A 17,474-nucleotide genomic window follows, 5' to 3' on the forward strand; every position below is an offset into this window, starting at 1 on the left:
CTTGCGGGGGAGATGCCCGGCAGGGCAGAGGGGGGTGGGCGGGAACGCAAGCTTCGCCTCTTTGCCCAGCGGCCTCAATCCGTCCACTTCACCTTGGTCAGGTCGTTGGCCTGGATCGGGGCGTTTTCCCACAGGCCCTGCAGTTTGGCATCCCAGACGCCGACCTTCGGCAGCTCGTAGAGGAAGCCGACCACGGCGTCATCGGCCAGGACCTTCTGCGCCTCGCCGAGCAGCGTAATGCGCTTGGCTTCATCGGAGGTAAGGTTCAGCTCGTCGATGATCTTGTCGAAGGCCGGATTGTCGTAGTTGAAATAATAGTCCTTGCGCGAATAGATATCGATGTCATTGGGCTCGGTGTGGGAAACGATGGTCAGGTCGTAATCCTTCTTGGTGAAGACCTGATCAAGCCACTGCGCCCATTCGACTGGGATGATCTCGAGATCGATGCCGATTTCGCGAAGCTCGGAGGCGATGATCTCGCCACCAAGCCGCGCGTAGGAGGGCGGCGGCAGCTTGAGCGTCGCCTTGAAGCCATTCTCTAGGCCGGCTTCCTTCAGCAATTCCTTGGCCTTCTCCACATTGTGCGGATAGAGGCCGGTGAGGTCGACATAGGCCTTGCTGGCGGGCGACATGTGCGAGCCGATCGGCACGCCGAGGCCGGCCGAGGCGCCGTCGATGATCGCCTTGCGATCGAGCGCAAAGGAAATCGCCTGCCTGACCTGCAGCTTGTCGAAGGGCGGCTTCTTGTTGTTGATCGACAGGATGGTTTCACCCTCGGTCGAGCCGATCACCACCTTGAAGCGTGGGTCGTCCTTGACCTGGGCGAAGCTGTCGGGGTCGAAGAACGGAAAGGCCTGGACGTCGCCGGAAAGCAGCGCCGGAACGGCGGCGGCAGCATCCGGAATGATGCGGAACTCGGCCTTGTCGAGAAATACCGGGGCGCCCCAGTAATTGTCCGACTTGACCAGCGTGATCGATGAGCCCTTAGCCCAGTTCTGGAATTTGAACGGGCCGGTACCAACAGGCTTTTCCTTGTTGGTGTCGGCTGTCTCAGGCGCCACGATCACCGCGTCGCCCCAGCCCATATTGTAGAGGAAGGAGCCCTGCGGGTTCTTCAGCGTGACCGTCACCGTCGTGGGATCGACGACCTCGACCTTGTCGATGGCGGCAAACAGGCCCTTTTGCGCGTTGACGGAATTGTCGGCGCGGGCGCGGTCGAGCGAGAATTTCACGTCATCGGCGTTGAAGTCGGTGCCGTCATGGAATTTCACACCGGTATGCAGCTTGAAAGTGTAGACCTTGCCGTCGTCGGAAATGCTCCAGCTTTCGGCCAGATCGGGCAGCACTTCGCCGTTCGGGCCGATGCGGGTCAGGCCCTCGAAGACATTGGCGTAGAGCACCTCGTCGATCGCCGCCGCTGCACCCGCGGTGGGATCGAGATGCGGGGGTTCGAGCGTAATGCCGATGACGAGGTCGGTGCGTGCGGCCATCGCCGAGGTTCCGGCGGCCAACACCAGCGCCGCAGCGGCCAGGATGGTTTTCCACAATTTCATCGTGCAACTCCCCATATCTAAAACACGTGCTCAAACCCGGGCGGATAGAAGCGTGAATTCGCCGCCGAGTAAATTGCGTTTCGTACCGTCCGCGGACGCCGGGAGGAATGTTTTTCCGCCCACGGCCGGATCATCGCGGGCCGGCGCCCCTCAGCAGAACGTCGAGGCCGATCGCCATCACCTTTGCCGAGTCCAGCATGTCGGCAATGCCGACCCATTCGTCGGGCCGGTGGGCGAGGTCGAGAATGCCCGGGCCATAGGCGATGCAGTCATAGATGTGGCCGATACGGGCGATGTGCTTCTGGTCGTAGGTGCCGGGCGAAATCACGTAATCCGGCTCGCGGTCGAATATCTCCATGATGCCTTGCGCGACCGCCTTAACCACCGGCGCATCGCGCTCGGTCATCAGCGGCAACACCTCCATCAGATCGCGGATTTCGTAATCGAACTTTTTGCGCTCGCGCTTCAGCCGTTCCAGGATATCGGTCACCTCGCTTTTGACCGTAGCGAGATCCTCTTCGAGCAGGAAGCGGCGGTCGATGGTCAGCCGGCACGAATCGGGCACGTTGGGCGAGGGCAGGCCGGGCCGGAAATCCTCCGTCTGGCCACCATGGATCGAGTTGATGTTCATGGTCGAACGTTTTGCGCCTTCGGGCACGACCGGCATGCGCGTTATCTTGCGGTCGAGCGCCGGAAACAATTCATCCTCGAAGGCCCGCAGCACGGCGCCCATATGGCGCACCGCATTGTCGCCGAGGAACGGCATCGAGCCGTGCGCGATCTCCCCCTTGGTCTCGATCTCCGCCCACCAGACGCCGCGATGGCCGAGGCAGATGCGGTCCTTGTTGAGCGGCTCAGGAATGATGACGTGGTCGACCTTCGGCCTGGAGAAATAGCCGAGTTTCGCCAGATGGGCGACGCCGCCAAAGCCGCCGGACTCCTCGTCGACCGTGCCCGAAATCTCGATGGCGCCGGGAAAATCGGGAAAGACCTCCATGAAGGCTTCAGCGGCGATGATCGAGGCGGCAAGACCGCCTTTCATGTCGCAAGCGCCGCGGCCGTAGACCTTGCCATCCCTGACGATGCCGGCGAACGGATCGAGGCTCCAGCCGTCGCCGGGCTCGACGACGTCGATATGCGAATTGAAGTGCACGCAAGCACCCGGCGCCCGGCCATCGAAACGGGCGACGACGTTGACGCGCGGGTAACGGTCCGTGTCGCCGGGGGTGCCTTCGGCACGGATGAATTCGATCTCAAAACCACGCTTCTTCAGCCGCGCGCCGATATATTCGGCACATGGCCGATAGGCTTCGCCGGGCGGATTGATGGTCGGAAAGCGGATCAGATCCGCGGTCAGCGCAACCAGATCATCGGCTCGGTCATCGATAGCCTTGAGGAGCCGTTCGTTCGGTTCGTTCATTCGGTGAATTGAGCAGCGGATGAGGCGGTTTTGCAAGCCCGATGGCGAATTGCCGGGCGATTGCGTGTCGTTACGGCAACTATTGCGGGAAATCGTTCAAATTCGCTGCTTTGGATTGGTGAAATCGTCAGGGAGTGGGTGTTAGCTCGCTGGCTTGCCATCAAAACGCTGGAGAACAGCGTGACGGCAGGCAGGCAAGGGGCATCAAAGGGGTTTGATTGCATGAAAAACACTGTTCTCATGGCAGCGGCATTGATGGCGATGCTGTTCGGTTCGTCGTTCGAGAGCCGGGCGGCCAGCCTGGTCGCGAACATCGATATTTCCTCACAGACGATGACGGTAAGATACGGGCTTTCGTATTACCGGTGGAGCGTTTCCACCGCCCGCAAAGGCTACATCACGCCGCGCGGCAGCTATCGTCCACAGCGGACGGCCCGGATGTGGTATTCGCGCAAATACGACATGTCGCCGATGCCCTATTCGGTGTTCTTCCGCGGCGGCTATGCCATCCACGGCACCGGCGCGATCCGGCAATTGGGGCGCCCGGCATCGCATGGCTGTGTGCGCCTCCACCCCAGCAACGCCGCCGCGTTCTATTCGATGGTGCGCAAAGCCGGCTTCGGCAATACGCGGATCCTCGTGACGAATTAGGGCCTGCTCCTCGGCCCGCAATAAAAAACCCGCCGGAGCGGCGGGTTCGTCGGGGCCCAATAGCACCATACCGAAATTAGTAGCATAGCTGCCGGCACAAAGCAAGAACAAAATAGGGCTTGTGCCAAAAAGATGGTCCGCTCAGGCGGCTTTGTCGCGCACTGTCGCCGGCCGACGCTTTTTGCGGCCGCTGATCTCCCAGCGCTTGTGGAACCACATCCACTGGCCGGGGTCTTCGCGCACCCAGCGCTCGACCACGTCGTTGAGAAGCTGGGTGGTGGCGCGGACGTCGACACTGCCGCCGGCGGTGCGCGGCAAGGTGAGCTTGTCCTCGATCTCGAGCCGGAAACGGTTGTTCGGCAGGCGCACGCAGCGCGCCGGGTAGACATCGCAATCATAGTGCCGCGCCAGGGTGCCGAGAACCCGGTTGCTCTCGCAGGGACGGCCGAAGAATGTCGTCTCGAGCCCGCCGGTGAATTTCTGGTCGACCAGCACGCCGATATTGCCGCCTTTCTCCAGGATGGCCGCAAGTGCGAACGAGGCACCGGTCGAAGACGGCAGCAGCGATCCCATGCTCGAGCGGCGGGTCGAGAGGATGTAGTCGGCGAGGTAAGGGTTGTTGGGCGGGCGAAACAGCGCCGTGATGTTCATGCCGAAGGTCGCCGCCGCCACTGGCAGCAGCTCGAAATTGCCGAGATGCCCGGTGAAGACGATATGCGGCTTGTCCTCGCCGGCGATGCGCACGAAATGCTCCACGCCCTTGACCTCGACACGGCCGGGCTTCGTCGCAGTGGGATCGTAGTCGAACAAAGCATCGAGGAAGATGTATTCGGCGGCGAGGCGAGCCATGTTGCCCCACATGTCGGAAGCGATCGCCTCGATCTCGGCATCGCTTTTTTCGGGATAGGCCTTGCGCAGATTGTCGACAGCAACCTGATGGCGCGCTACCCAAGGGCCGATGCGGCGGGCGGCGCTGTCAGCGAAATTGAGCGCCCTGTCGGGCGGCAGCAGGCGCAACGCGGAGATGATGATCATCGCGACCCGCGCGACCAGCCAGTAGTTGAACTGGCGAAGCCGCCTGCCATAGCGGAATCCCACGTCCCTGCGGATCTTCCTGAAGGCGTTGCCGATCATTCTCAGCCGACGCGCAGGATGATCTTGCCGAAGACGTCGCGGCCTTCCATGCGCTTCAGCGCCGCATCGATGCCGTCGAAGCCGACCTCGGTGTCGATCACCGGCGCGACCAGGCCCGCCGCCATCTTCTGCATAGCGTCGGCCATGTTTTCCATGCGGCAGCCGAACGAGCCGAGCAGCTTCAGTTGCTGCTGGAACAACTGCATCAAATTGATCTGTGTCGACACGCCGGAGGTCGAGCCGCAGGTGACCAGCCGGCCGCCGCGTTTGAGGCACAGCATCGAGGCGGCAAAGGTGTCGGCGCCGACATGCTCGAACACCACGTCGACGCCCTTCTTCTTGGTCAGCTTGCGCACGACGCCTTCGAAGCGGTCGTCGCGGTAATTGATGACGTGGTCGGCGCCGAGCGCCTTTGCCTTGTCGATCTTGTCGTTCGAGCCGACGGTGGTGATGACCGTGCAGCCCATCTTCTTGGCCAGCTGAATCGCGGCGGAGCCGATGCCGGAACCGCCGGCATGGACCAGTATCGTCTCGCCGGGCTGCAGCCGGGCATTGTCGAACAGCATGTGCTCGACCGTGCCGAAGGTGACAGGCGCCACCGCTGCGCCGATTTCGCTCACGCCGGGCGGAGCGGGGACCAGAAGGCGCGCCGGCAGGTTGATCTTTTCCTGCGCAAAGCCGTCGAGATGGAAGCCGTGCACGCCCGAAACATGCTCGCAGAGATTGTCGCGGCCTTCGCGGCAGGCGCGGCAAAGACCGCAGGTGCGGGCGCCATAGATCGACACCAATTGGCCGGGCACAAGGCTGGAAACGCCGGGGCCGACCGCCTCGACCTCGCCCGAGGCCTCGGCGCCGACGACCAGCGGCAGCTTGCGCTTGGCGAAGGCCATGCCGCGCCAGCCCCAGACGTCGATATGGTTCAGCGCCACGGCCCTGATGCGCAGCGTCACCTCGCCGAGCGAAGGCGGCGGCGGCGGCGGCAGGTCCACCGTTTCAAGCCGGCGATCCTCGATAAGTTGCAATGCGCGCATGCCAGATCCCAGGTTGCGCAGGACCGAGAACCGTTTCGGAAAGGACCATGCGCACGACAACAGTGCTAGAGCGGAACGGTCGCTTAGACCGGTTCCCGCGCCATGACAAGGCAGGTGTTCTGGCCGCCGAAGCCGAAGGAGTTCGACAGGACGGTGTCGACCTCGGCGTTGCGCTTGGTGTTCGGCACCACGTCGAGGATGATCGCCGGGTCGGGATTGTCGTAGTTGATGGTCGGCGGAATGACGCTTTCGCGCATCGTCATCAGCGAAAATGCAGCCTCGACGGCACCGGCAGCCGATAGGGTGTGGCCGATCATCGACTTGTTGGACGAGACCGGCATTGACGAGATCCGCTCGCCGAACACCGTCGACAGCGACAAATGCTCCATCTTGTCGTTTTCGGGCGTCGAGGTGCCATGGGCGTTGACATAATCGATCCCGTCCTCGCTCAAACCGGCATCGGCAAGAGCGGCGCGCACCGCCGCGATCGCCGGCGAACCGTCCGGCTTGGAGCGGGTGCGATGGAAATCGTCGGCCTTTTCGCCGCAGCCGCGCAATATGCCGAGAATGGTGGCGCCGCGGGCAAGTGCTGCCTCCAACGATTCCAGCACGAGAGCTCCCGAGCCTTCGGCCAGCACGAAGCCGTCGCGATCCTTGGAGAAGGGTTTTGAGGCCTTTTCGGGGATGTCGTTATGCGTGGAGAGCGCCGACAGAAGCGAGAAGCGGATCAAGGCTTCGGCGGTCGCCGAGCCGTCGGCGCCAATCGACAGCGCCCTGTCGCATTCGCCGCGGCGGATCGCCTCGACGCCGAGCTGGATCGCCGTGGCGCCCGAAGCGCAAGCGGTCGACAGCGTGATCGGCAGGCCGCGCGTGCCGAAACGGTCGGCAAGCCGGTCGGCAATCGAGCCGAACTGGGTGGTCTCGAAGATGTCGAGTTCCCTGAGGCCGCGCGCCACCCGCAGCAGCCTCTCTGCACCGGTATCGTGCGTGTCGGAATTGTAGAGCGAAAAGCGCTCGCTCCAGTCGAGCTCGACCGGCGGCGAAGCGAGGAAAAGCGGTCCGCCGAAATCGCCGGCATCGAGGCCCGCCTCCGACATCGCTTCCTGGGCGGCGGTTTCGGCAAGCTCATAGGTGAGGAGACTGGCGCCCTTGGAGCTCGACGGCAGGAAATCGACCATGCCGGAGATGCGAGTGTTGAGATGATCGACCGGGAAGCGGGTGATCGGATGGATGCCGGATTTGCCTGATGTCAGTGCAGCCCAATTGTCGGCCTTGCCGACACCGAGCGACGTCACCACGCCGATGCCGGTGACGGCGACGATGGGCCTGCCCATGTGGTCGTTCAGATTGGCCATTTGTTGTCCAAAAACCTGTTTCTCTTGGAGCATCGGATCGCCCGAAAACCGCGTCACACTTTTCGGTCCGATGCTCTAGGCGGCTTTGATCAGCGCCATGCCCTCGAATTGGTGATAGCCGATCGCCGTTGCAAGGACGGTCTTCGGGACGCCGGCAAACGGTTTTTCGACTGTGGCGTCGAAGACAGGATAGGCGGCCTTGCGGTCGACAGCCAGGGCCGCCAGCGCCACGGCAAAGGGGAACTGCGCTTCCTTCATGTGGCCGGTCAGCGTCGAAAAGCCGCGTGCGGCGATCGCCGGATTGGCCTCGAGTGCCGATTTCTCGGCGGCGGTCGCGGCGTGGGCGCCCGAAGCGCCGGAGATCGCCAGCAACTCACCGTCCGGCAATGCGGCTTGCTTCAGCAGCATGGCGATCTCACCATCGAGTTCGCCTCGCCGGCGCCTGGCGCGACGGGACAGGACCGGGCCGAGTTCCGCATAGATCTTCCGGCCACGGCTTTCCGCGTGCTCGCGCTGCTCCAGGACGAGAAACGCGCCGCCGGATCCGGTCACCACACCGCCGCCTTCGGCACCTTGCCTTTGCCAGACCGGCCGCCACGGACCGCGATGCAGGTAGCCGGCCAGTTCATAGCCGAGCAGCATGTCGGAATGTTCGGTCTGGAAAGCGCCGCCGACCAGTATATGCGTCGACTGGCCGGAGCGGATGCGCGCGGCCGCCGTCTCGACTGCGGCAACGCCCGCACCTTCCTCGCCCATGAAGGTGCGCGACGATCCCGTCACCTTGTGAACGATCGAGATGTTGCCGGCGAGCAGGTTGGAAAGCTGTGCCAGAAACAGCGTCGGGCGCAATTCGGTGGTCAGCTTCTCGTTGAGCAGCACGTCGCGGTCATTGCGGCTTTCCGATGCCGCGAGAATGGCCGCATCGACCGCCTCGTCGCGCTCGCCGCCGCCGGCGGCCACCACCATGTCCATGGTCGCGCAGAGTTCGTCATTGCCCTTGATGCCGGCATCGTCGAGCGCAAGGCCGGCCACATAGGTGCCGAGCCTCTGCCAGGTCTCCATCTGCCGCTGGTCGCCACGCTTGGCGATCTGCAGGTTCCAGTCGATCTCCGGCAGCGGGTGGACCGTATACGGCGAGAAGCGCGAGGCATCCAGAACCGGCTCAAGGCGCGGCTGGACGAGCTTTTGCCAATGCGCATCCGGACCCTCGCCCAGCGACGAGACAAGGCCGATGCCTGATATGACGACGTCGTGGGGGTTCATGGGGGGCTGTTGTGGGTCGGGCGCGTCAAGCGCTGTGCTCAGGTAGCGTTCTTGGCGGCGACGAGCGCGTCGATCTTGGCGCACAGGTTCTTCATGACGAAATAGTCGTCGGTCGAAGCCTTGCCGTCGTTGACCTCTTGCGTCCACTTTTCCAACGGCACCTTGATGCCGAATTCCTTGTCGATGGCAAAGACGATGTCGAGGAAGTCGAGGCTGTCGATGCCGAGATCGTCGATGGTGTGGCTTTCGGGCGTGATCGTCTCGATATCGATCTCGCTGGTGTCGGCGATGATCTTGGCGACTTTGTCGAACGTGGTGGACAAGGGCTTTTCCTTCGATTGCGGGCGGAATCTGTCCGCATGTGTTTGGCGCTGTCTAATCGGTTTTTCCGGGCAGGAAAAGGCCTGATACGCGCAGATGGGCTGGCTGCCCAGGCAGAGCAAGATGAGATCGGAATCCAACCACGACTTCTCGTGGCAGTGGCATTTCGGCAACAGCTATCTCGCTCGACGTGAGGAGCGCGCCTCAGAACGTAACGCGGCCGAGTACCCGCAGACCGTTGCCTTGCGGCTCGACGATCACGGCTTCGCCTTCACGCGGCGAGATGCCGGTCAATTCCTTGATGTTTTCGAGATGTGTGACCATGACCAGATTGTCGGATCCGGAATAGCCACGGATTTCGGCTACGATCGCGGCGATCTGGGCGGCCTTCTCCTTTTCGTCGGTCTTCAGCAGGTCAAGCGGTGCGAACGGCTCCGGCTCGCTTTCGAAAGCGATGCGGGCGGTCTCGAGGCAGCGGCAATAGCGGCTGGACAGCACGCGCTCGACCGGTGCCGCGCGGGCGCCAAACAGCGCGCCGATCTTGCGCGCCTGTTGCTTGCCGCGCTCCGAGAGATTGACCTGGGTCGCGCATTTACCGAGGTCGAAATTGGCTGCATCGGTGGTGCCTGTGACCATGGCATGGCGCAGCAGGACCACATGCCCGCCGTCGCGCAGCAGCGCCCAGCCGGCTTCCGTCGCATGGGCTGTGGCGGAAACGGCAAGCAACAGCAGCGCCAGCACAAATCGAAACATCAGATATCCTTTTCGGGTGACCGGCAGGCAGGTCCCCGGTGACCGGCATATAGGGACGGCAAAGCCGGCTGAAAGACAAGCCGAGTGCAACCTGCGGCCGAGACGCCTATTTCTTCGCTATCTGCTTCTTCACCAGATCGATCTTGCGGTCGGTCAGCGGGATGGGGATTGTGTAGCCGGCTTCGGTAAAGCCCTGCTTGGCGTTCTCGAAGAATTCGATCGCCTTTTGGTATTCGGCATTGCCGCCGCCATAGCTGCCGCGGTTCCAGTGGACGTCGCCGAGATTGTTCTGCTCGAAGGCCCATTGCATCGGCTGGCTTTCGCGGGTGAAGACCTTGAGCGTTGCCTTGAAGGCGGCTTCGGCCTCGTCCAGATATTTGCCGGTCCGTTCGAGATTGCCGAGATTGATCAGGCTCATGCCGATGCCGTTCTGCGCGTTCGCCCAGTCGACGGGCGAGGTCTCGAAGGTCAGCACCTCCAGCGCTGCCCGGCGCGCGGCGATCGAAGCGGCCAGTTTGCCGGGATCGGCCTCGCTCATGCTCAGCCATTGCAGCGCCGAGCCGAGGCCGGCCTGCGCCAGCGCCCATTGCCGCGGCGTCGTCTCGCGCTTGTATTCGCGCAGTGCATCGCGATATGCCTCGATCGCTTCCTCGTAGTGCACCGGCTTGTCGGTCACGCCGCCGAGCAGTTGCAGCGTGTTGCCGAGATTGTAGTGGGTCATCGCCCAGTCGAGCGGAAACTCCTTTTTGGTATAGACGCGCCGTGCCGCCCGGTATGCGGCGGCCGATTGCTCAAGCTTGGCAGCGTCGCGGGTGCGCTGGCCGAGCGTCTGGTAGATCGAGCCGAGATTGTTCTCCGCCGAAGCCCAATCCGTCGGAAAACGCTGGCGTGTGAATATGGTCAGCGCGTCGCCATAGGCGGCAGCCGCCTCTTCGAGCAGGCCGGTGCCGAGGTCGAAACGGGCAGCACTGCTCAGCGCGTTACCCAGATTGAGACGGCTGCTCGCCCAGGAGAGCGGGAAGGTGTCGCGGGTGCGGATTTCGAGCGCGGCGCGGAACGCCGCGGCTGCCTCGTCGATTTTCGCCTTGTCGTTGCGTTGCGTGCCGAGCGACACCAGCGTGTTGCCAAGATTGTTCTGGACCATCGCCCACTGAACGGGAGCCTTTTCGCGCGTGTATTCTCCAAGCGCCAGCCGGTAGGCGGCCTCGGCCTCGGTCAGGCGCTCGCCGCCCGGTTCGCGTTCCGAAAGTGCGTAAAGCGCAAGGCCAAGGTTGCTTTGCGAGGCGGCCCAGTCCAGCGGAACTTTATCGCGCGGCCGCTTCTCCAGCGTGGCGCGCATCGCCACCACTGCTTCGTTCAGGCGTTTCGGGTCGCTCTCGCGTTCGCCGATCTTCAGCAGCACATTGGCCAGGTTGTTCTGGGCCGCGGCCCAGTTGAGGTCGTCCTTCTCGCGCTCGAACACGGCAAGCGAATCGCGAAAGATTTTCGCTGCCTCTTCCAGCCGGTCGGTTTGGCGCTCGCGCTCGCCGATCGTCTGCAGCACCACCGCCATGTTGTTGCGGGTGATCGCCCAGTCGCGGTTCTGCTCGCCATTAGGGATGAAGTTCAGGATGACGCGGTAGGCGTCGATGGCGCGCTGCAGCGCTTGCCTGTCGCCGGTGGCGTTGCCATGCGCGTTAAGCGCTTCCGCCTCCTGGTTCTTGTAGTTCCAGCGTAGTCTGTCGTCCCATTTCTCGACCAGCGAGAAGGCCTTGCCGTAATCGTTGGCGGCCGACAGATAGTCGAAGACCAGCGCCGAAGCGTCGGCGCGCCTGGCATAGATCGCCGCGTCGGCAAGACGCTTCTGCCTGACCAGATCCTCTGCCTGGTCGACCACGCCGCTGGCCTGCTCGACCCGGCCCACCGCCTGGTCGAGGAAGTTGCGCGCAGTGACGATAGCGCCCTGGCCGATCGCCTTGTCGGCCGAGGCGACAAGGCGGCTGATCTCGGGGTCGTCGGTGCGCAGCGCGTTGCGCTCGGAAATCATCTTCTTCAGGCGCTCGGCCTGCGCATCGAGCAGCTTTTGCAGGTCGGTGGGATCCTCGGGCATCTTTTCGGTGCCGAGCGCCTTCAGTACGCCATAAAGCGCGTCGAGCGGCACGCCGTCCTGCAGCGAGGCTAGTTCGACCTGTGCCCGCTTGGGGTTCGGCAACTCGGCGATCGTCAGCAGCAATTGCCGCCGCTCGCCGGTGATCAGCCCGTCGTCGCCGGTCGGTTCCTGCGGTGCTACGCCAAAATAGAGCAGCCGGCGCAGGCTTTCATTGACCCATGGCCGCTGCTTTGCCTTGGTGTCGAGATAGACCTCCTCGGTCACCATGCGCATGACCGCGCCGAACTCGGTGCCCTTCATTGCCGCGAGGTGGCGCAGAAGTGCTGCTGCGTAGGGGCTGTTTTCACCGACGAGGCCGTCGAGTGCCGGACGGCCGGGCTCGGCGGCGAAGCCGATCACCGTTCCCAAATTTTCGCTCGCCGGCGCATCGGCGAGTGCCCTGGCGCCGCGCACCGGCTCCAGTCCGCCGGCGCCGATCGGCGAGGCCGAGGCCGTGGGCGCCCGGCGCAGCACCGCGTCCGCCGGAAACGGGTTGGTGCGGCAGGCATCGAGCAGCATGATCGTTACCGGCACGGTCGTCTTCAGTTCGTCCATGACGGCCGAAATCGGCACCAGGGCCTGATCGGCGTCCTTCAATGAAGAAACGTCGGCGTCGACCGGCACCAGATAGTTTTCGCCGCCGGCCTCGATGCCGTGGCCGGAATAGTAGATCAAGGCGACATCGGCGTCCTCGGCATCCTCGGCGAAACGGTCGAGGTCGCGCTTCAGCTTTGCCGCGTCGCGATCGGTGACGCTGCGCGCGTCGAAACCGAGATCGGTCAGCATCTTGGCGATGTCGCGGGCGTCGTTGGCGGGGTTGGGAAGAGCCGCTATGTGCTGGTATCTCGATTGGCCGACAATCAGCGCCACGCCCTTGAGGCTCGCCGGCTCCGCGCGAAGCAAGGTCGTGACCAGGCAGAGCAGGGCGGCTACGAAAGCCGTCCGCCACGCCTGCTTGAAGAAGTGCCGATTTCCGATAGCGCCCATTCGCCGCGCGTCCCCCCTACAGCCCTGTATAGCGCTGGCATCAAACCATGAGCAAATTCGGGCAAGATCCGAGCGGCCGGATTGTTGGCCGGTACATTCGCGAGGGAAGGGCGATTGCGCCGCGATCAGGGCTCGCCTATCACGGGAAAAATGTCTCCGCTTACCGAAACCGTCCTTTTCGTCTTCAGTCTCGTCGGGCTCGGCTATCTTGCCGGGTTCACCGGCTATCTGAAGCCGGCGAGCGGCGAGGGCGTATCCGAATTCGCCATCAACGTGGCAATGCCGCTGTTGTTGTTCCAGACGATGGTAAAGGCGGATTTCCACGGCGTTGCGCCCTGGTCGCTGTGGGGCGCCTATTTCGCGGCGGTCGCGCTCACCTGGGCTGCCGGCCATCTGGTCATTACGCGCATCTTCGGGCGGGACGCCCGCGCCGGCGTCGTCGGTGGCGTGTCGTCGTCCTACTCCAACGTTGTCCTGCTCGGCGCGCCCTTCATCATCGGCGTGTTCGGGCCGGCCGGGTTCGAAGTACTGTCGCTGCTCGTTTCCATTCACCTGCCGGTCATGATGATGGCCTCGATCATCCTGTTCGAGATGTTCGGCCGCGGCGGCAGCGAGCCTGTGCATCCGCTCCGCGTCGTCAGGAGCTTTCTCAGGAGGGTATTCATCAATCCGCTGATCATCGGCATACTGGCCGGGCTCGCGTGGCGCTTCACCGGTGCGCCGCTGCCGGTGCTTGCGACGCGGCTGAGCGACGCGCTGGCCGGCACGGCCGCCCCGGTGGCGCTGTTTGCCATGGGGCTCAGCCTGCGCCGTTTCGGCATCTCCGGCAATGTAAGGCCGGCGCTGGCGCTGTCGGCGCTGAAACTGTTCCTGATGCCGGCGCTGGTTCTCGGCCTGGTCTGGCTGATCGGCCTGCCGCCATTGACGGCCAAGGTGGCGGTCATGGTTGCGGCGTTGCCGTCCGGCATCAATTCCTATCTCATCGCGGTGCAGTTCAACACCGGCCAGGCGCTGGCGTCGAACCAGATGACCATCGCCACCGCCTGTGCGGTCGTGACCACTGCGTTTTGGCTGACCGTGGTCGTCCATATTTTTGGATAAGAGCCCGGCTGCATCGCTCTCGCTTTGGCTGGCCCAAACCCTATATGCCATCTTGTGATTGCTTGCGGGGCTTGCCCTGGGCTAAGAGCAGTGGCTCTAGCGATGCTATCGCGCACGTCCATTCACGAAATCAGCGACCGGCCCGCCAGGTGCCGAACGGAGGCGAGATCATGCTTCAGAAAACCAGCCATTTCATGCGACAGGCCAATCTCATCAATGGCGAATGGGTGCAGGCCGATTCAGGCCAGACGGTCGACGTCAACAATCCTGCCACCGGCCTCAAGATCGGCACCGTGCCGAAATCGGGCAAGGCCGAGACCCGCCGCGCCATCGAAGCCGCCGACGCTGCCTTCAAGACATGGCGCACGACCACCGCGCTCGAACGCTCGAAGCTGTTGCGCAAGCTGCACGACGCGATGATGGACAAACAGGACGTGCTGGCCGAACTGCTGACTATCGAGCAGGGCAAGTCCCTGTTCGAATCGAAGGGCGAGATCGGTTCGGCCGCGTCCTACATATTGTGGTTCGCCGAGGAAGGCCGCCGCACCTATGGCGACGTCGTGCCGTCGCCCTGGGCGGACCGCCGTATCCTGGTGACCAAGGAACCGGTCGGCGTCATCGCCGCCATTACGCCATGGAATTTCCCGTCCTCGATGCTGGCCCGCAAGCTCGGTCCGGCGCTTGCCGCCGGCTGTACCGCCGTGGTCAAGCCGGCGTCGCAGACGCCTTATTCCGGCCTTGCCTGGGGCGCGCTTGCCGAGGAAGTCGGCTTCCCCAAAGGCGTGATCAATATCCTGACCGGCGCCGCCGGTGAGATCGGCGACGAGATCTGTGCCAACCCGCTGGTCAAGAAGATCACCTTCACCGGCTCGACCGAGGTCGGCAAGATCCTGATCCAGAAGTCGTCGGTGACCGTCAAGAAAGTGTCGATGGAACTCGGCGGCAATGCGCCGTTCATCGTCTTCGACGACGCCGATATCGAGCGGGCAGTCGCTGGCGCCATCACCGCCAAGTACCGCAATTCCGGGCAGACCTGCGTCTGCACCAACCGCTTCCTGGTGCAGGCCGGCATCTATGACCAGTTCGTCGAAAAGCTGGCTGCAGCGAGCAACGGGCTGAAGGTCGGTTCCGGCCTCGAGGACGGCGTCCAGCAGGGACCGCTGATTGATGAGAAGGCGGTGGAAAAAGTCGAGGAGCTGATTGCCGACGCCACCGCCAACGGCGGCAAGGTCGTCGCCGGCGGCAAGCGCCACGCGCTCGGCGGGTCGTTCTTCCAGCCGACGGTGATCGCCAATGCGACGCCGAAGATGCGCTTCATGAAGGAAGAGATCTTCGGCCCGGTAGCGCCGGTGTTCAAGTTCGAGACCGAGGAAGAGGCTGTAGCACTCGCCAACGACACCGAGTTCGGCCTGGCCTGCTATTTCTACACCGGCGATCTCGGCCGCGCCTTCCGGGTCATGGAAGGGCTCAAATACGGCATGGTCGGCGTCAATGAAGGGCTCATCACCACCCCTGAGGCGCCGTTCGGCGGCGTCAAGGAATCGGGCCTCGGCAAGGAAGGCGGCCATCAGGGCATCGAGGATTATCTCGACACCAAATATGTCTGCATCGGCGGACTTGGTCTCTAGAAGCCTCATGCGGTAATACCGAAAACGATCCTGGGCCGCTTCGGAAAGGCCAGGCTGGCGTCGAGCAACGAACTTGCGAGCATGGCTATGAAGGACGGCGAGGTTTTCGGCACGACGCAGGCGGGCGAGGAAGTCCGCCGCTTCACCATCCGTGGCGGCGGCCTCACCGCCAACATCATCGGGCTGGGCGCGATCATCCAGGATCTGCACCTGGCCGGGCACGAGGCGCCATTGGTGCTCGGCTATGATCGTTTCGAGCACTATGAGACGGATACCGCCTTCTTCGGCACCGTCGTCGGGCGCTACGCCAACCGTATCCGCGACGGCCGCTTCACGCTTGCCGGCAAACGCTACCAGACCGAGCGAAATTTCCTCGAAAAGCACACGCTGCATGGCGGTTCGCAAGGTTTTTCGCGCCGGGCCTGGGCGGTTTCGCTGCATGGCAGGGATTTTGTCACGCTGACCCTGCATGACCCGGATGGCACGATGGGCTTTCCCGGCGCGCTCGACGTGACCTGCACCTACCGGCTGAAGATCCCCGGCACGCTCAGCGTCGAACTGACCGCCACCTGCGAGGAGCCGACGCTCTGCAACCTCACCCAGCATTCCTATTTCAACCTGGATGACGGCGGCACAGGCGACATTCTCGACCACCGGCTGATGCTGAATGCCGGCGCCTATCTGCCGGTCGATGCGGATCTGATCCCGACAGGCACGGTCAAGCCGGTCGACGGCACTCCCTTCGATTTTCGCCAGGCGCGGCCGCTGCGCATGGAGACCGAGGGCGAACAACTCCCCTATGACCAGAATTTCTGCCTCGCTTCGACGCGCGGGCCGCTGAAGCAGGCGTCGTGGGCGCAAGGCGCGAATTCCGGCGTCGAGATGGAACTCTGGACCACCGAGCCGGGCGTCCAGCTCTATACCGGCCAGTATCTGGCGCCGTCCTCGCCTGGATTGGGCGGACGCCAGTACAGGGCGTTTTCAGGCTTCTGCCTGGAACCGCAAATCTGGCCGGATGCGCCCAACCGGCCGTATTTCCCGCAAGCCACGCTGTGGCCGGGCCAAATTTACCATCACGTGACGGAATACCGGTTCAGGCTGCCTTAGGGCAGGAGTGCCCCTGCCGAGGCACGACGCGAGCGTCGGGAACATGCCCAGCGCGGCGCCCTCGGGATCCCTGGTCGGCGGCAGAGCCTCAGCTACCCGGCGCGCCAGAGTTATCTCAGAACCGGCTGGAGCGTTCTTTCGGCTGGGGCGACTTCAAGCCGTGACAGGAGCATTCCGGATCAGCGGGAAGTCGCGCTGCGGTCTCCAGCGCGACCCGCGAGGCCGTCATGGAGAGACTGGGCAGCACGTCCTCCTGCAGCAATTTCTGGCGATTGCGATCCATATAATCGTTGAAGCCCGCCGTCACGAATGCGCAAGGCACGAAACACGCGCCGATCTCGCGCGACAAGGTCGCCTCAGGGGCGATGGAATGGTTGAGTACGTCCGCCCCCATGCCCCGATATGCCAAGGCTTCTGCTGGCGTTGTCAGCCGGGGCCCATAACAATGGGCAGCCACCAACTGCTGTTCGACGCCATAAACGCGGCATTCGGCTGGCCAATGACGGCGGGCCGTTTCAACCAGAACCGCCGCACATCTTGGACACACGATTTGCTTGCCCGAACAGTCAAAGCTCTGGCGGTCAGGAAGCAGTGAAAACGGGGTCTGCGTCAGTTCGATGATATCGGCGGCCACCACCATGTCGCCCGGCTGGATCGCCTTGTTGACGGCGCCCACAGTCGAGCAGGCGAGAACTTGCCGTACACCCGCCCGCATCAATACCCAGAACGCGCGGCGATGGCAGGAATGGTCGATACGGTCGCGGGGATTGCCGTGCGAATACATGCACAACGCGCGCTTCGCTCTCCCTTCCGCTGTGATCGACGCATCGAACTCGAGCAGCTTCCAGTTGTCGGTGCGACCGAAAGGCGTTTCAAAACTCATGTCGCGCCGCAAGGTGCGCACACCATCGAATTCGACATCTTCGGGGAAGGCAAGCCCCCAGTTTGCCGACCCGGTGATGATGGCCAACCCTACCTGAGGGATGTCCGTCGAATGATCCGTCAGATCGTCGGCTGGATGGTGATTGGTGGGCATGTTTCC

14 protein-coding genes are annotated in these 17,474 nt (G+C 63.3%); 4 read left to right on the forward strand and 10 right to left on the reverse strand.

The genetic code is table 11. The features are described 5' to 3' along the window. Positions 1-74: 74 nt before the first annotated feature. Both E5W70_RS16200 and E5W70_RS16205 read right to left on the reverse strand, forming a co-directional pair. Positions 75-1,553: an ABC transporter substrate-binding protein gene (locus E5W70_RS16200; RefSeq protein WP_292659697.1), complete on the reverse strand. Its 1,479-nt coding sequence runs from the start codon at positions 1,551-1,553 to the stop codon at positions 75-77. A 130-nt stretch (positions 1,554-1,683) separates the two neighbouring features. Continuing rightward, positions 1,684-2,973, reverse strand: a complete 1,290-nt coding sequence (locus tag E5W70_RS16205; protein WP_292659698.1) for an acetylornithine deacetylase/succinyl-diaminopimelate desuccinylase family protein — start codon at positions 2,971-2,973, stop codon at positions 1,684-1,686. 222 nt (positions 2,974-3,195) lie between these two features. Between E5W70_RS16205 and E5W70_RS16210 the strand changes: the two genes are divergently transcribed. Then, positions 3,196-3,624 carry a L,D-transpeptidase gene (locus tag E5W70_RS16210; protein ID WP_023676467.1) on the forward strand — a complete coding sequence of 143 codons (429 nt, stop codon included), beginning with the start codon at positions 3,196-3,198 and terminating at the stop codon, positions 3,622-3,624. 141 nt (positions 3,625-3,765) lie between these two features. Here E5W70_RS16210 and E5W70_RS16215 read toward each other — a convergent pair whose 3' ends face one another. The 7 genes from E5W70_RS16215 to E5W70_RS16245 form a co-directional block, all read right to left on the reverse strand. After that, positions 3,766-4,758, reverse strand: coding sequence for a lipid A biosynthesis lauroyl acyltransferase (locus E5W70_RS16215; RefSeq protein ID WP_292659700.1), 993 nt, complete (start codon positions 4,756-4,758; stop codon positions 3,766-3,768). Between the two features lie 2 nt (positions 4,759-4,760). Then, on the reverse strand, positions 4,761-5,789 hold the full coding sequence (locus E5W70_RS16220) for a zinc-binding dehydrogenase (RefSeq protein ID WP_292659702.1): 1,029 nt from the start codon (positions 5,787-5,789) through the stop codon (positions 4,761-4,763). Positions 5,790-5,872: 83 nt separating this feature from the next. Then, complete coding sequence (locus tag E5W70_RS16225) at positions 5,873-7,144, reverse strand: beta-ketoacyl-ACP synthase (protein ID WP_292659703.1); 1,272 nt, start codon at positions 7,142-7,144, stop codon at positions 5,873-5,875. A gap of 75 nt (positions 7,145-7,219) precedes the next feature. Then, entirely contained in the window at positions 7,220-8,407 is a 1,188-nt protein-coding gene (locus tag E5W70_RS16230; protein WP_292659704.1) for a beta-ketoacyl-ACP synthase, read from the reverse strand. Positions 8,408-8,445: 38 nt separating this feature from the next. Continuing rightward, the gene (locus E5W70_RS16235) at positions 8,446-8,730 is read right to left on the reverse strand and encodes an acyl carrier protein (protein WP_023719977.1); all 285 of its coding nucleotides are present in this window, start codon (positions 8,728-8,730) and stop codon (positions 8,446-8,448) included. Positions 8,731-8,932: 202 nt separating this feature from the next. Next, positions 8,933-9,481, reverse strand: coding sequence for a histidine phosphatase family protein (locus tag E5W70_RS16240; protein WP_292659705.1), 549 nt, complete (start codon positions 9,479-9,481; stop codon positions 8,933-8,935). A 106-nt stretch (positions 9,482-9,587) separates the two neighbouring features. Further along, positions 9,588-12,596 carry a caspase domain-containing protein gene (locus E5W70_RS16245; protein WP_292659707.1) on the reverse strand — a complete coding sequence of 1,003 codons (3,009 nt, stop codon included), beginning with the start codon at positions 12,594-12,596 and terminating at the stop codon, positions 9,588-9,590. Between the two features lie 150 nt (positions 12,597-12,746). On the opposite strand from E5W70_RS16245, the gene E5W70_RS16250 reads away from it, so the two are divergent. The 3 genes from E5W70_RS16250 (at position 12,747) to E5W70_RS16260 (ending at position 16,432) form a co-directional block, all read left to right on the forward strand. Continuing rightward, positions 12,747-13,697, forward strand: a complete 951-nt coding sequence (locus tag E5W70_RS16250) for an AEC family transporter (protein ID WP_292659709.1) — start codon at positions 12,747-12,749, stop codon at positions 13,695-13,697. A 170-nt stretch (positions 13,698-13,867) separates the two neighbouring features. Then, positions 13,868-15,325 (forward strand): NAD-dependent succinate-semialdehyde dehydrogenase, encoded by a 1,458-nt coding sequence (locus tag E5W70_RS16255; RefSeq protein WP_292659710.1) that lies wholly within the window; start codon positions 13,868-13,870, stop codon positions 15,323-15,325. A gap of 81 nt (positions 15,326-15,406) precedes the next feature. Beyond that, entirely contained in the window at positions 15,407-16,432 is a 1,026-nt protein-coding gene (locus tag E5W70_RS16260; protein WP_292659711.1) for an aldose epimerase family protein, read from the forward strand. Positions 16,433-16,547: 115 nt separating this feature from the next. On the opposite strand, the gene E5W70_RS16265 is transcribed toward E5W70_RS16260, so the two are convergent. Then, positions 16,548-17,468, reverse strand: coding sequence for a 5'-methylthioadenosine phosphorylase (locus tag E5W70_RS16265; RefSeq protein ID WP_292659713.1), 921 nt, complete (start codon positions 17,466-17,468; stop codon positions 16,548-16,550). Between the last annotated feature and the right edge of the window lie 6 nt (positions 17,469-17,474).

Source organism: Mesorhizobium sp., assembly GCF_005063415.1.
In the GTDB taxonomy this organism is placed as follows: Bacteria; Pseudomonadota; Alphaproteobacteria; order Rhizobiales; family Rhizobiaceae; genus Mesorhizobium.

Bases quoted from the DNA above. Each gene is read 5' to 3' on its own strand.
- E5W70_RS16200 (WP_292659697.1), bottom strand. From the start codon at position 1,553: ATGAAATTGTGGAAAACCATCCTGGCCGCTGCGGCGCTGGTGTTGGCC.
- E5W70_RS16205 (WP_292659698.1), bottom strand. From the start codon at position 2,973: ATGAACGAACCGAACGAACGGCTCCTCAAGGCTATCGATGACCGAGCC.
- E5W70_RS16210 (WP_023676467.1), top strand. From the start codon at position 3,196: ATGAAAAACACTGTTCTCATGGCAGCGGCATTGATGGCGATGCTGTTC.
- E5W70_RS16215 (WP_292659700.1), bottom strand. From the start codon at position 4,758: ATGATCGGCAACGCCTTCAGGAAGATCCGCAGGGACGTGGGATTCCGC.
- E5W70_RS16220 (WP_292659702.1), bottom strand. From the start codon at position 5,789: ATGCGCGCATTGCAACTTATCGAGGATCGCCGGCTTGAAACGGTGGAC.
- E5W70_RS16225 (WP_292659703.1), bottom strand. From the start codon at position 7,144: ATGGCCAATCTGAACGACCACATGGGCAGGCCCATCGTCGCCGTCACC.
- E5W70_RS16230 (WP_292659704.1), bottom strand. From the start codon at position 8,407: ATGAACCCCCACGACGTCGTCATATCAGGCATCGGCCTTGTCTCGTCG.
- E5W70_RS16240 (WP_292659705.1), bottom strand. From the start codon at position 9,481: ATGTTTCGATTTGTGCTGGCGCTGCTGTTGCTTGCCGTTTCCGCCACA.
- E5W70_RS16245 (WP_292659707.1), bottom strand. From the start codon at position 12,596: ATGGGCGCTATCGGAAATCGGCACTTCTTCAAGCAGGCGTGGCGGACG.
- E5W70_RS16250 (WP_292659709.1), top strand. From the start codon at position 12,747: ATGTCTCCGCTTACCGAAACCGTCCTTTTCGTCTTCAGTCTCGTCGGG.
- E5W70_RS16255 (WP_292659710.1), top strand. From the start codon at position 13,868: ATGCTTCAGAAAACCAGCCATTTCATGCGACAGGCCAATCTCATCAAT.
- E5W70_RS16260 (WP_292659711.1), top strand. From the start codon at position 15,407: ATGGCTATGAAGGACGGCGAGGTTTTCGGCACGACGCAGGCGGGCGAG.
- E5W70_RS16265 (WP_292659713.1), bottom strand. From the start codon at position 17,468: ATGCCCACCAATCACCATCCAGCCGACGATCTGACGGATCATTCGACG.